At 62.5% G+C, this 13,775-nt stretch carries 12 protein-coding genes; 2 read left to right on the top strand and 10 right to left on the bottom strand.

Annotated features, from left to right (window positions below; genetic code table 11):
- Nucleotides 1–898 (top strand): RHS repeat-associated core domain-containing protein (locus DFO50_RS17325; RefSeq protein ID WP_146745132.1); only part of this gene is annotated, 898 nt, incomplete at its 5' end.
- 16 nt (nucleotides 899–914) lie between these two features.
- Here DFO50_RS17325 and DFO50_RS17320 read toward each other — a convergent pair.
- From DFO50_RS17320 to DFO50_RS17295, 6 genes are all read right to left on the bottom strand, one after another.
- Nucleotides 915–2,144: an MFS transporter gene (locus DFO50_RS17320; RefSeq protein ID WP_112692927.1), complete on the bottom strand. Its 1,230-nt coding sequence runs from the start codon at nucleotides 2,142–2,144 to the stop codon at nucleotides 915–917.
- Nucleotides 2,145–2,161: 17 nt separating this feature from the next.
- Entirely contained in the window at nucleotides 2,162–3,247 is a 1,086-nt protein-coding gene (locus DFO50_RS17315) for an NADH:flavin oxidoreductase/NADH oxidase (RefSeq protein WP_112692926.1), read from the bottom strand.
- 163 nt (nucleotides 3,248–3,410) lie between these two features.
- Entirely contained in the window at nucleotides 3,411–4,862 is a 1,452-nt protein-coding gene (cysN, locus tag DFO50_RS17310) for a sulfate adenylyltransferase subunit CysN (protein ID WP_028500160.1), read from the bottom strand.
- Nucleotides 4,863–5,807, bottom strand: coding sequence for a sulfate adenylyltransferase subunit CysD (gene cysD / locus DFO50_RS17305; protein WP_255420251.1), 945 nt, complete (start codon nucleotides 5,805–5,807; stop codon nucleotides 4,863–4,865). It lies immediately after the preceding gene.
- Nucleotides 5,808–5,953: 146 nt separating this feature from the next.
- Complete coding sequence (locus DFO50_RS17300) at nucleotides 5,954–8,161, bottom strand: TonB-dependent siderophore receptor (protein ID WP_107889890.1); 2,208 nt, start codon at nucleotides 8,159–8,161, stop codon at nucleotides 5,954–5,956.
- A gap of 85 nt (nucleotides 8,162–8,246) precedes the next feature.
- Nucleotides 8,247–9,161: a DNA-3-methyladenine glycosylase gene (locus DFO50_RS17295; protein ID WP_028500157.1), complete on the bottom strand. Its 915-nt coding sequence runs from the start codon at nucleotides 9,159–9,161 to the stop codon at nucleotides 8,247–8,249.
- 390 nt (nucleotides 9,162–9,551) lie between these two features.
- Here DFO50_RS17295 and DFO50_RS18990 point away from each other — a divergent pair, with 390 nt between their 5' ends.
- Complete coding sequence (locus DFO50_RS18990; protein ID WP_146745131.1) at nucleotides 9,552–9,938, top strand: hypothetical protein; 387 nt, start codon at nucleotides 9,552–9,554, stop codon at nucleotides 9,936–9,938.
- Between the two features lie 240 nt (nucleotides 9,939–10,178).
- Here DFO50_RS18990 and gdhA read toward each other — a convergent pair whose 3' ends face one another.
- From gdhA to DFO50_RS17275, 4 genes are all read right to left on the bottom strand, one after another.
- The gene (gene gdhA, locus DFO50_RS17290; RefSeq protein WP_107889889.1) at nucleotides 10,179–11,531 is read right to left on the bottom strand and encodes an NADP-specific glutamate dehydrogenase; all 1,353 of its coding nucleotides are present in this window, start codon (nucleotides 11,529–11,531) and stop codon (nucleotides 10,179–10,181) included.
- A gap of 170 nt (nucleotides 11,532–11,701) precedes the next feature.
- Nucleotides 11,702–12,229, bottom strand: coding sequence for a dihydrofolate reductase family protein (locus DFO50_RS17285; protein ID WP_028500155.1), 528 nt, complete (start codon nucleotides 12,227–12,229; stop codon nucleotides 11,702–11,704).
- A 107-nt stretch (nucleotides 12,230–12,336) separates the two neighbouring features.
- Nucleotides 12,337–13,017: an isoprenoid biosynthesis glyoxalase ElbB gene (gene elbB, locus DFO50_RS17280; RefSeq protein ID WP_107889888.1), complete on the bottom strand. Its 681-nt coding sequence runs from the start codon at nucleotides 13,015–13,017 to the stop codon at nucleotides 12,337–12,339.
- Nucleotides 13,018–13,146: 129 nt separating this feature from the next.
- Nucleotides 13,147–13,728: a TIGR00730 family Rossman fold protein gene (locus DFO50_RS17275; protein WP_028500153.1), complete on the bottom strand. Its 582-nt coding sequence runs from the start codon at nucleotides 13,726–13,728 to the stop codon at nucleotides 13,147–13,149.
- Nucleotides 13,729–13,775 lie beyond the last annotated feature (47 nt).

Here is a 13,775-nt window from a genome sequence, read left to right as displayed (position 1 = left end):
GCTCGGGCGCTGGATCAATCCCGATCCGGGGGGCACCATTGATGGCCTGAATCTGTTCCGCATGGTCAGCAATAATCCGCTGACGTTGCGTGACCGGAGTGGGTTGAGGGGCTCCGGATATATATACGTTCCTTTTCTCAGTCGCGATACCGTAGACATCGCTATTGCACTGTATACACAGAAGTATGCCGTAAACAAAAAACCTGACATTGTTGTATTTTCTTCAAGGAATGAACAGCTGGATTTTTATGAAGAACTAAAGAAGAGGCGCTCTGATTTCGCCGCAGCAATGGGGAAAAGTTTATTTGAAAAATACAATACGTCAGATTTGTCAAGAAAATCACTTTTGAATGCCGGCGTAAAGGAAACAGAAATCAAATCCACCATAATGAGCATAGGGAACTATCTTGCCATAAACAGCATGACCTTGATGAATCAGCAGGATGACGAGATATTCAGTGAAATTTCAATTGGAGACAAGTTAAAAATCATTGGCCACGGCAGTGCCGGGTCAGCAGAAATCAGCAGTGGGGGATTGAAGTCGGTGACTTTATCCATGCATGAATTGGCCGAACGCCTTGATTTTTCCGGTCTGCCTGACCAGGCATTGCAAATCACATTACTGCCGTGCCAGTCCGGCGACGAACTTCTTGAGCCTGTTTTTATTGAAGGGAAAAGTCCGTTTATGCGCACACGCCCTTCTGCTGCAGAATCTTTATTTTATGAAATGCAGGCACGGGGTTACAGGAGAGTAACGACAGCCGGATATCGCGGATTTGGGCAAATTCGCGGATTTCTGGAATCAACTGGCAGTCACCATACCCAGCGCAAGCCAAATTCCATTACGGCAAGCGACGATATTGTCCGCCGACGGGATGCAAAAGAAATTTTTTGCTAAGCGGCATGCTGAGCACTCAATGTGCTTGCGTCACCAACTGCTCGCGTTTCGCCAGCGACGGGAACAGCCGCATCCACAGCACCACCACCAGCACCGTGCCGGCGCCGCCGATCACCACCGACGGCACGGTGCCGACCAGTGCCGCCGTCGCGCCGGACTCGAATTCCCCCAGTTGATTCGACGCGCCGATAAACAGCATGTTGACCGCGCTGACCCGGCCGCGCATCTCGTCCGGTGTTTCCAGCTGGATAAACGCGCTGCGGATGACCACGCTGATCATGTCGGAAGCACCAAGGACTACCAGTGCCGCCAGCGACAGCGGGAAACTCGACGACAGGCCGAACACGATGGTGGACAGACCGAATACCGCGACAGCCATGAACATGACCCTGCCGACCCGGTGTCGTGGCGGATAGCGCGCCAGCCACAACGACATCAGCAGTGCGCCGATGCCCGGTGCCGAACGCAGCAGGCCGAGCCCCATCGGGCCGGCATGCAGGATGTCGCGGGCGAACACCGGCAGTAGTGCGGTGGCACCGCCCAGCAGCACGGCGAACATGTCCAGCGAAATGGCACCGAGGATGTCCGGCCGACTGCGGATAAAGCGGATGCCGGCCAGAAAAGTGTCGAGGCTGGCGGCCTGGGCCGGCGCGGCGGTGGTCGGTCGCGGACGCAGCAGCTGGTTCAGCACGCAGGCCAGCAGATAGCAGCCGCCGCCGAGCAGATAGACTTCGCCGGGACCGATCGCATACAGGAAGCCGCCGAGCGCCGGGGCGACGATGGTGGCCAGTTCGTTGGCCGACGCGTTGGCAGCGATGGCCCGTGGCAGCACGGCCGTCGGCAGCAGCATCGGCAGCAGCGCCTGCGAGGTCGGTTGCTCGAACGCCCGCGCCGCCCCCATGATGAATGCGGCCAGGAACACCCACTCCCGGGTCAGCCCGCCGCTGAAGACGCCATGGGCCAGCGACAGCGCGCTCAGTGCCTGCAGCAGCTGGGCGATACCGACCACGCGGCGGCGGTCGTAGCGGTCGGCGACATGGCCGATCACCAGCACCAGCGCGATACGTGGCAGGAACTGGATCAGTCCGACCAGGCCGAGATCGAAGACATTGTGGGTCAGCGAATACACTTGCCAGCCGATCGCGACCGACAGCACCTGAAAAGCGCTGGTGGTCAGCAGTCTGGCCAGCCAGAAAGAGACAAAGTCGGGCAGCCGGCGCAATGGCGTCGAGTCGTCGAAAGTCATGGGAAGCGGGCCCGGGGTCAGTCGCGGATCGGGGTGCCGGCTGCGGCGGCACGCACATATTGCGGTGGCCACGGGACTTCCTGCCCCAGCACCTCGGCAGCATGCAGCGGCCAGTGCGGCTGGCGCAGCAGTTTGCGTGCCAGCCATACCATGTCGGCCTGTCCGCTGCGCACGATATGGTCAGCCTGTGCCGGCGAGGTAATCATGCCGACCGTCGCCACCGGTACGCCGGCGCGATGGCGGGCATCGGCGGCAAACGCGGTCTGGTAGCCCGGGCCGACCGGGATGGCGGCATGGGGCACCAGTCCGCCGGACGACATGTCGATCAGGTCGGCGCCATCGGCTTTCAGCAGCCGGGACAGTTCGACCGATTCATCCGGTGTCCAGCCGCCTTCGGCCCAGTCGGTGGCTGACAGGCGGACGAACAGCGGCAGCGAGGCCGGCCAGACATCGCGCACCGCACGGACCACCTCCCGCGTCAGCCGGGTGCGATTGCCGAAGCCACCACCGTAGTCGTCGCTGCGGCGATTGCTCAGCGGGGACAGGAACTGGTGCAGCAGATAACCATGGGCGGCATGGATTTCGACCACCCGGAAGCCGGCCTGGCGGGCGCGGATGGCCGCCGCGGCGAAGTCGGCGACGATGGCCCCGATCTCACCGGTGCTCAGGGCCTTCGGGGTGGCATGGTCGCTGAAGGCGACAGCGGCCGGCGCCACCGTGGGCCAGCCTCCGTCTTCGATGCCGATCGTGCCGCGCCGCGCATCCCAGGGCCGGTGGGTGCTGGCCTTGCGGCCGGCGTGGGCCAGCTGGATACCGGCCACGCTGCCCTGCCCGGCGATAAAGTCGACAATGCGCGCCAGGGGCGCAATCTGCCCGGCGTTCCACAGGCCGAGATCCTGCGGGCTGATGCGTCCGCCGGGTGACACCGCGACCGCCTCGCTCATCACCAGCCCGGCCCCGCCCCGTGCCAGTCCACCCAGATGAACCAGGTGCCAGTCGTTGGCCAGCCCGTCACAGGCTGAGTACTGACACATCGGCGAGACGCCGATGCGGTTGGCAAACGTGACGTCACGCAGCGAAAACGGAGTGAACAGATGAGCCATGGTGTCGGCGAATCAATGAAATATTAGCGTCAAAGTGTAGGACCAAAGTGGCCGGACCGGTCAGCTAATTTGACGGAAAGCAGCAGCAGGCAAGGCCGCGCGCAGTCTGCCCCACGCACAAACCGGCCAGACGGCCGGCTTGTGCGTGGGAGGAGTCGGGGGATTACTTCCCGGACAGCAGGCTGGCGATGTCCTTTGCCTCCCAGTGCGGGAAGTAACGCCGGACCAGCGCATTGAGCTCCTGCTCGAAAGCCCGGTAGTGTGCGAGCTCCTGCTCCGGCGTGCGCGGCTGACCGTCCCCGCCTGCCCTCACCGCAGCACGGATCATGCCGGCTGCGACCGTGGTATTGCTGAGGCGGTCGATGACGATCAGGCTGCCAGTGGCGCGGCACTCTGCATACAGGTCGAACGCAACCGGTGCGTCCAGCTCGATGCGCACGCGGGCGATCTCGTTCAGCTGCAGCAGATCGGCCGGATGCGGCTGCATGGTGTTGACATCGATCCGCTTGTGGATCGCCGCCACCCGGCCAGCCACCTGCTTGCCGCCCAGTTTGAACACATAACCCTTGCCCGGGCTCAGCGGCGTGGCATCCATCCAGACCAGCGACGCGTCGAAGGCGGCCGCAACCTGCGGCAGCGCTTCACCGTCGTGAACGATCATGTCGCCGCGCGAGATGTCGATCTCGTCCGCCAGCGTCAGCGTGATCGCCTGACCGGCGAAGGCAACATCGAGATCACCGTCCGCGGTCACGATGCGTGCGACCCGGCTCCGGTGTCCGGACGGCAGCGCGGTGATCGCGTCGCCGGGGCGGATTTCACCCGAGGCGATCGTGCCGCAGAAGCCACGGAAATCCAGGTTCGGCCGGTTCACGTACTGCACCGGCAGCCGGAAGGCGCTCTGCGCGGCACGGTCGCCGACATCGACGCTGTCGAGCAGCGACATCAGGGTCGGACCGTCGTACCACGGCGTGTGTTCGCTGGCAGTGACGACATTGTCGCCACGCAGCGCCGAGATCGGCACGAAGCGGATGTCGGGAATGTCGAGCTGGCCGGCAAAGGCGAGGTAGTCATCGCGAATGTCGTTGAACACCTGCTGGTCGAAATCGAGCAGGTCCATCTTGTTCACCGCGACGATCACATGGCGCAAGCCAAGCAGGCTGACGATAAAGCTGTGCCGGCGGGTCTGGGTCTGCACGCCGTAGCGGGCATCGATAAGGATGATGGCCAGATCGCTGGTCGAGGCGCCAGTGGCCATATTGCGGGTGTACTGTTCGTGTCCCGGGCAGTCGGCGATGATGAACTTGCGCTTGTCGGTGCTGAAGTAGCGGTAGGCGACATCGATGGTGATGCCCTGCTCGCGCTCGGCCTGCAGCCCGTCGACCAGCAGCGCCAGGTCGATTTCACCGTCGGTGGTGTTGTACTTTTTCGAGTCGCGGGCAATGGCCGCCAGATGGTCCTCGAAAATCAGTTTGGAATCGTGCAGCAGCCGACCGATCAGCGTGGATTTGCCGTCATCGACGTTGCCGCAGGTAATGAAGCGCAACAGGTCCTTGTTCTCGTGCTGCTTCAGGTAGCCGCCGATATCGTGGGCGATGAGTTCGGATTGGTGCGCCATTCAGAAATACCCTTCGATTTTTTTCTTTTCCATCGAGCCGGACTGGTCGTGGTCGATGGCCCGGCCCTGGCGTTCGCTGGTCCGCGTCAGCAGCATTTCCTGGATGATCTCCGGCAGCGTCGCGGCGGTGGATTCGACCGCACCGGTCAGCGGGTAACAGCCAAGGGTACGGAAGCGCACCGAACGCCACTCGGGGGTTTCACCCGGATTCAGCGGCAGGCGGTCGTCGTCGACCATGATCAGCATGCCGTCGCGCTCGACCACCGGTCGTTTTGCTGCGTAGTACAGCGGAACGATGTCGATGTTTTCCAGGTAGATGTATTGCCAGATGTCGAGCTCGGTCCAGTTTGACAGCGGGAACACGCGGATCGATTCGCCCGGATTGTGGCGGCTGTTGTAGAGGTTCCACAGTTCCGGCCGCTGGTTCTTCGGGTCCCAGCGGTGGTTCTTGTCACGGAACGAATACACCCGCTCCTTGGCACGCGATTTTTCTTCATCGCGACGGGCGCCACCAAAGGCTGCGTCGAAGCCGTACTGGCTCAGCGCCTGCTTCAGGGCATCGGTTTTCATCACGTCGGTATAGCGCGCGCTGCCATGCGTGAACGGCGTGACGCCCTGCGCCAGCCCTTCGGCATTGGTGTGTACCAGCAGCTTGAAGCCGTAGCGTTCCGCCATCTTGTCGCGGAAGGTGATCATGTCGTGGAATTTCCACGTTGTGTCGACATGCAGCAACGGGAACGGCAGCTTGCCGGGATAGAAGGCCTTGGCCGCCAGATGCAGCATCACGGCCGAGTCCTTGCCGATCGAATACAGCATGACCGGATTGTCGAATTCCGCAGCCACTTCCCGGATGATATGGATGGCTTCCGCTTCAAGTTGCTTCAGATGCGTGAGCCGGTGCTCGGAGAGATGCATGTTGCGCCTGTTCTGTAATCGCGAAACGATAGTTCGCAATGTACCGGCGCTGGCGTTCGCGCGCTAATCCATTTAGCCATAACAATATATGGATTGAAACATTTAGTCTGTCTTGGAATATGGATATGAGAAAGCGGGCACTGTCGTCAGTGCCCGCTGCTGTCCATTGCCTGCGCTCAGAAATCGACCGTGGCCGTGGCGCTGAAGGTGCGCGGCGCACCCTGAACCAGATAGCCATTACCCGGATAGCCACCGACCGAGCTCCAGTAATCGCGGTTGGCCACATTGTCGACCCGGGCCCGCCAGGTCACCAGCTTGCCGCCGATCTCGGTCAGGTAGCGCGCGCCGATGTCCAGCCGCGACCAGCCCGGCGCCCGCAGCGTGTTGGCGGCATTGGCATAGCTGTGGCCGGTGGCGATCAGGCGCGCATCCAGCGCCAGCCCGGCCAGCCATGGCACATCCCACTCGGCGCCGACACTGCCCTGGATGCCGGGCACGCCAATGACCTTGTTGCCGTCATTGCTGCCGCCTGCCGTCTGCTGCTGCTCCGCATCGAGCACGGTCAGGCCGCCGAGCAGGCGCAGGCCCGGCATCGCCTCGCCATGCACCGTCAGTTCGATGCCGCGATGACGGTCCTTGCCCTCGACGCCATAGTAGCGGGTCACCGGGTCCAGATAGCCGGACGGCTTGCTGGTGGCAAACAGCGCCAGCGTGCCGCCAATCCTGCCCGCGTCGTATTTGACGCCGATTTCCTTCTGCCGCGACACATAGGGGGCAAAGGTCTCGCCAGCATTGACCGCATTGCTGCCGGCCGTGTCGCCCTGCACCAGCGCCTCGATATAGTTCGCATACAGCGACAGCGCCGGGCGCAGCCTGATCACCAGCCCGGCGGCCGGCGTCACCCGGCTCTTGTCATAGTGGGTCTGCTGCGCCCCGGTGTTGTAGCTGTAGGTACGGGTATCGATGCTCTGCTTGCGTGCGCCGAGCGTCAGCCGCACGCTGTCGTCGAACATCGACAGCGTGTCGGATACGGCGATGCTGGTCAGCCGGTCGCGGCGCGTGGTCAGCGGCGAGTCGAGCCGGCCGCCGACCAGATAGGTCGCCGCCGGTTCGTCGAGCACCACCGGGTGGTACAGACTGGTGGCCAGCGGGGAGGCAAAATTGCTCCACGCATAGGCATTTTTCGCCTGCAGCGAATACATCGAGGCGGCCGCAACCAGTTCGTGTCCGATACTGCCGGTCTGCAGCGAACCGCGCAGCCCGGCCTCCCCGCTCTTCACCGAGTCGTCGCGACGATTGTCGGCACGATAGGTCGTCGCCGCGCCCGTATTGGCATTGCTCACGGTCAGATTGGCCAGCGAGTTGGCCTCGTGGGTTTCGCGCAGGCCGAACGCGGCCCAGGCGGTCAGCTTCGGGGCGAGATCGTACTCGCCGCGCACGGTGCCAAAGGTGTCGCGCTCCCGCGAATAGCTCCATGGCTGGGCATAGTTGCGGCGGCTGTCCGGCGCATCCGGCACCCGGGTGGCGCTGGCCGCCAGCGTGACGTTCGGCCGGCCACCGGTCAGCGCGTATTCCTGGTGACCGATATCGGCCGACAGGCGCAGATCGGTATCCCGCCAGTCAAGACCGACCGACACCATGCCCAGGTCGACGTTCTCGTTGTCGACACCGGTACCGCCTTCGCGCCGCACGGCGTTCAGGCGCACGCCGGCCCGGCCGTCGGGACCGAAGCGGCGCGAGAGGTCGATCGCCCCATGGCCCAACCCGCCACTGGATGCGCCCAGTGTGACCCGGTTCAGGTCATCGGCCGGCGCGCGTTTCGGCAGCAGGTTGATAGCGCCGCCGATGCCGCCGTTGCCCGGCGTGGCGCCGTTCAGAAAGGCGTTGGCGCCGCGCAGCACTTCGACCCGCTCGAACAGCTCGGCCGACACATACTGGCGCGGCAGCAGTCCGTACAGGCCGTTGTAGGCGACATCGTCCGAACCGAGAACGAAGCCGCGAATGAAATACGACTCCTGGAAATTGCCGAAGCCGCGCGCGACCCTCACCCCCGGGTCATTGAGCAGCACGTCGCCGACACTGCGCGCCTGGCGATCCTGGATCAGCTTGCTGGTATAGCTGGTCATGCTGAACGGGGTCTCGAGATCGTCCCGGGTGCCGAGAAAACCGACCCGACCGCCCCGGGCGACCTGCCCGCCGGCATACGGTTTGCTGAGCCCGCCAGCCGAAGCATCGGCACTGGCGTCGATGGTGACTGTCGGCAGGGTGGCGGTGGATGGCGCGTCGGCGTCCCCGGTCTGGGCACGGGCGGCGGCGGTCAGCAACAAGGGGGAAACGGTGGCGAGCAGCAAGGGGGACAGACGGAATCGTCGCGGCAGGGACATGGACTGCGTTCAGGTAAATTAATGAAACGATAATTATTATCAATTTCATTTGCGCTGTCCATGACTCGTTGCCCGCAACCGGCCGTCAATAGCCGTCTGCCGCCTGCATGGCCCACAAGTGGGCGGCGACCAGCGCCCGCCATGGCGAAAAGCCGGCCAGCCAGCGTTCGGTCTCGGCGGCGTCCGGCTTGTCGTCGCGCCCGAGCAGCCGCTGCAGATTGCGCCGGACGGCGACATCACCATGCAGCGAACCATCCAGCCAGCCGTATCCGCGCAGCAGCCCATAGCTGACCGTCCACGGGCCGATGCCGCGCACCTGCAGCAGCCGGGCACGGATGTCATCGACCGGTGGCGCTCCGAGCCAGTCATCCAGCGGCAGCTGTCCGTCGATCACGCACTGGCTCAGCGCCAGCAGGGTCTGCGCCTTGCCACGCGACAGCCCGGCCTGGCGCAGCCGGTCTTCATCGAGGGCGGCGACCCGGTGCGGGTCCGGGTGGCAGAACAGGCCGCTGCGGTGCGCGATACCGGCGGTCTGGATAAAGCGGCGACGGACCGAGATCGCCGCCCCGACACTGATCTGCTGGCCGGTGATCGCCCAGGCCAGCGCCTCGAACGGCGTGGCGCTGAGCGGAACCCGCAACCCCGGATGATGCCGGATCAGCGCACCGAGCTGCGGGTGGTCGCGGTAGCACTGTTCAAACTGCTCGACCGGCTGGGTCAGACCGAGCATGCGCCGCACCATCGCCGTCAGCGCGGCCGTTCCGTCCGTGGCGGGCTCGCCGTCGATCTCCAGCGTCGCTTCCGCAGCGTGTGCGGCAATCTGCAGCGTCAGACAGGCCGGCAACCCGTCCCACATCAATCCCTTGCGCAGCGAGGTGTCATCGACCTGTTCGGCCTGCTGTTGCGGATCACGACGATGAAAGGCCAGCAGGTCGCCGCGGCGAAAACCGGCCGGCAGATCGAGGTGGCAGCGGAAAGTGGTAGTGCGGTCGGTCGGCATGCATGCTCCACGAAAAACACGGCAGGGTATGGCCCTGCCGTGTGGTCTGTCATCCCGGATCCTGCGCCCGAATCCGGTTGACCCGCAACCTTACACCACGCCCTGCTCGATCATCGCGTCGGCCACCTTGCGGAAGCCGGCGATGTTGGCACCAAGCAGTTACATCATATAGCTGAGGCCAGTTTTGCAACAGTTCTTGCTGCCAGTTTGACCTTTGAGATGATTAACCGCTACTGTAAATTTTTATACTCACCACCATACATCTTCACGGAATGGAGCACATGTGTGGTACGGAAGAACACGCTAATAATTAATAACAATTGTCAAACAAGTGCCTGCCAGTAATTGGTAGGCACTCCATCGAATGAATAGCAAATTAATGGATGGAAGATGTCTTACGGATATTTTATCCTGTCTAAAACGCCTTCTATGATATTGAAATCCAGTAGAACATATGGAGGTTTTTCAGGATTACCAAAAATAAACAATTATTACGGATATTTCAGACTTCATGAAGGGGCAACAGGGATAACAAATAGAGGGGAAAGCTATAGCGTTCTAACTGAGGCTGGTTGCGAATTTTTATTGAAAGTACAGGAAGAAATTGGGGTGGGGGTCTTTGCATATGTATTACTCCGCAATAGAGAAAACGAGCTTGATCGCTTTCAAGAGATAGAATTTGAATTAAATCGCGGTGCAAAATTTGATAAACTTTCTCTAAAAAACCCGCCGCCAATTATTTTAAACTCTCCATATTTTTTAACCAGGTACATATAAGCCATTGAGAATGGCTATTTAATATTGGAAAAAAGGCAATGCTCTACAAAATTTGTTTTTGAACGAGGGGGATTTCTATCAGTGTTGCCGATACAAGCCGAAATGGCTGTCATCAATAATTCTTTTACCAACGCGCCCAGGCGGCAAACTAAACAAGTAGTAGAACAATTAATTTTCCGTTCATTCCCATAGTAGCAAAAGCAGGCGGCGGCAAAGCCGCCTGCTTTCCTCCCCTGCCCCTTACACCACGCCCTGCTCGATCATCGCGTCGGCCACCTTGCGGAAGCCGGCGATGTTGGCACCGAGCACCAGGTTGTGCGGTTCGCCAAACTCGCGGGCGGTCTCGCTGGCCTGGCGGTAGATGCCGGTCATGATCTCGTGCAGCCGGGCGTCGACCTGCTCGAAGCTCCACTGCTGCATCGACGCGTTCTGGCTCATTTCCAGCTGGCTGGTGGCCACGCCGCCGGCATTGGCAGCCTTGCCCGGGCCGTACAGGATGCCGGCGTCGAGAAAGCGGCTGACGGCTTCCTGGGTGGACGGCATATTGGCGCCTTCGGCGACCAGCTTGCAGCCGTTGTTCAGCAGTTGCGTCGCATCGTCACCGTTCAGTTCGTTCTGCGTCGCGCACGGGAAAGCGGCGTCACACGGTACCGACCAGACCGCATTGCGGCCCGGCGCATAGTCGCTCACCGGCACGAAGCGCACTCCGCCGCGCTGCTCGGCATAGCGGGCCAGCGATGCGTGTTCGACTTCCTTGACCTGTTTCAGCAGGGCGAGATCGATACCGGCCGGGTCGTGGATGAAGCCGGTCGAATCACTGGCAGTGACCGGTCGGGCACCACAGGCCTGCAGTTTCTCGATGGTGTAGATGGCCACATTGCCGGCGCCGGAGACGACGCAGGTTTTGCCTTCCAGCGTCTGCCCGGCATCGGCCAGCATCTGACCGGCGAAGTACACCGTGCCATAGCCGGTGGCTTCCTTGCGCGCCAGCGACCCGCCCCAGTTCAGTCCCTTGCCGGTCAGCACGCCTTCGTAGCGGCCGGTCAGGCGCTTGTACTGGCCGAACAGGTAGCCGATTTCGCGCGCGCCAACGCCGATGTCGCCGGCCGGCACGTCGATGGTCGGGCCGATATGGCGGTACAGCTCGCTCATGAACGCCTGGCAGAAGCGCATGATCTCATTGTCGGACTTGCCCTTCGGATCGAAGTTGGCCCCGCCCTTGCCGCCACCGATGGCCAGCCCGGTCAGCGAGTTCTTGAAGATCTGCTCGAAGCCGAGGAACTTGATCACGCCGGCATTCACGCTCGGGTGGAAGCGCAAGCCGCCCTTGTACGGGCCGATGGCCGAGTTGAACTCGATCCGGTAGCCCTTGTTGACCTGCACTTCGCCACGGTCGTCGACCCAGGCGACGCGGAACATGATCTGCCGTTCCGGCTCGACGATGCGCGACACGATATTGTGGCGGCGGTATTTCGGATCGGTATCCAGTAGAGGTTGCAGCGACAGCAGCACTTCCTCGCAAGCCTGATAGAACTCCCGTTGCGCCGGACTGCTGTGCTGCAATGCGGCAATGGTTTCGGCTACGTACGCCATGACTGATTTTCCTTGTAGGGGTTGTATTGAATGATGTTGTTATTGTGTGTGGATGCAGGCGTAGCGGTGTCCGCCTTGCATCGCAATATTAACCGGCAAGGAATTCATATCGGGCATTTTGCCGTCTTTTGTCAATCCTTTTGGCATGAAAAATGCGCAAAACCCGTGCTTCAGACTGGTTGATAGCGCGCCTGGACCAGGCCGCTGGGAAAGGCGCGGGACGAGACCAGCCGCCATTTGCTTGTCGGCATCCCGACGCCGAACAGGGCGGTTCCCTGACCGAGGATGACCGGCACCCAGCTGAGGGTCAGCGTATCGACCACACCGGCGGCCAGCCCGTCGCGCACGGCCATGCCGCCATCCAGATACACATGGGCATGGCCCGCTGCTCCGAGTTCGGCGAGCAGCGCGCACAGATCGCCGCCATGGGCTTCTTCGCCATGGCGCGGATACAGTGCATGGTGGGTCAGCACGATGACCCGCTTGCCGTGGTACGGCCAGTCGCCAAAGGTCAGGACTTTCTCGTACGTGTTCCGGCCCAGGACCAGCACATCGACCTCGCGCATCAGCGCCTCGTAACCGGTGTCCTCCGGCGGATCGGTCTGGACGATGGACAGCCATGACAGGTCGTCGGATTCTCCAGCGATATAACCATCAAGGCTGACGCCCAGAAACACACTGACTCTGGGTCTGTTCATGGCGCTTCTCCAGATGCAACAAGAAAAATCGGGGTGGCACGGCCGGGCGAAAACGCGGCCTCGTGCAGGAGCAGGAGGCCGTCGTGCCGGGGGCCGCGAGGGCGCGGCTAGCGGGCCAGTGCCGTCAGTGCAGACACCGCGGCGCGGGCTGCGGCATAAATGCTGGCCGGATTGGCTCCGGCGCACATATAGGCCGGCACGCTGATCAGGCGGCGCGCGCAGTCGACGCAGACGCCATCGACCGGCCGGTCGACAGGATGCTGCCCCCAGGCGGCCAGCGCCGCCGCCAGCGGATTGCCTGCCGTGGCGCCGACGGTGAGGTCGACATCGCGCAGGCCGGCATCGCGGGCAGCCAGGCCGAGCACCAGCGGCGCGGCGCACATTGCCAGCACCGGTGTACCGGCCGCCAGCGCGTCGCGCATCACCCGGGCGACGTCGGGATAGAGCTGCGCCTGCTCGCCATCAGTGGCGAAAGTGGTCAGGTTTCTGGCCGCGCCGAAACCGCCGGGGAAAGCCAGGGCGGAGACCTTGTCGATCTGCAGCGCATCCAGCGGCGCGATGTCGCCCCGGGCAATGCGGGCCGACTCGGCCAGGATGCTGCGCGTGCCCGCGGCGGTGTCGCCGCTGAGGTGGTCGGTCACCGCCTGTTCGCGATCCGGTGCATGGAATGCATACGGAAGACCGGCTTCGGACAGCGCGATGATCAGCGCGACCGCCTCGGTAATCTCGGTGCCGTCATTGACGCCGCAGCCGGACAGGACCACAGCAACGGGAAGCGGATTCGACATACAAGCTCCTGAATTTGAAAGGCGGAAACTGGCAGAGCCGATCAGGCTGACTGCCGTACCCTTCAGTGTATCAACCCGCCGGGCAGCGACCGGCGCCACTCATGCCATTGTGCCCAAAAATGCACGCAGTCAGATCGCCCGCTTGTCCAGCCACTTGCTGACCGCCACCGGCGCCCAGCCGGCCATGCGTTCCAGCAGCGCGTCCGGCGTCGCGGCGGACACCATCAGGTCGAGGTTCTGCTCGCGGGCGAAACCCTGTTCGACGGTATGCCGCATCATGGTCAGGAACGGGGTGTAGAAGCCGGCTACATCGAGCAGACCAACCGGCTTGTGATGCATGCCGAGCTGCGACCACGACAGCACTTCCAGCAGTTCCTCATAGGTGCCGTAGCCGCCCGGCATGGCGATAAAACCGTCGGACAGCTCGGCCATCATCGCCTTGCGTTCGTGCATCGACGCGACCACATGCAGCTCGCTGAGCCCCGGGTGGTCGAGTTCCTTCAGACGCAGGAATTCGGGAATCACGCCGATGACCTTGCCGCCGGCAGCCAGGGTGGCGTCGGCGACGGTGCCCATCAGGCCAACCTTGCCGCCGCCGTACACCAGCGTGATCCCGCGGCGGGCCAGCAACTGGCCCAGCGCGATGGCGCCCAGTTCATAGTCCGGCTTGTCGCCGAAGTTCGAACCACAAAATACGCAAATGCTTTTCATCATCCATCCAGCAAGGTTGTCGTGGCGGGACGGCCCCGCCCGGTCGA

The sequence above is a fragment of the Microvirgula sp. AG722 genome (genome assembly GCF_003269145.1).
GTDB classification, from domain to species: Bacteria; Pseudomonadota; Gammaproteobacteria; order Burkholderiales; family Aquaspirillaceae; genus Microvirgula; species Microvirgula aerodenitrificans.
Note: the sequence above shows the minus strand (reverse complement) of the source record. Positions and strands in the feature narration are given on the sequence as shown.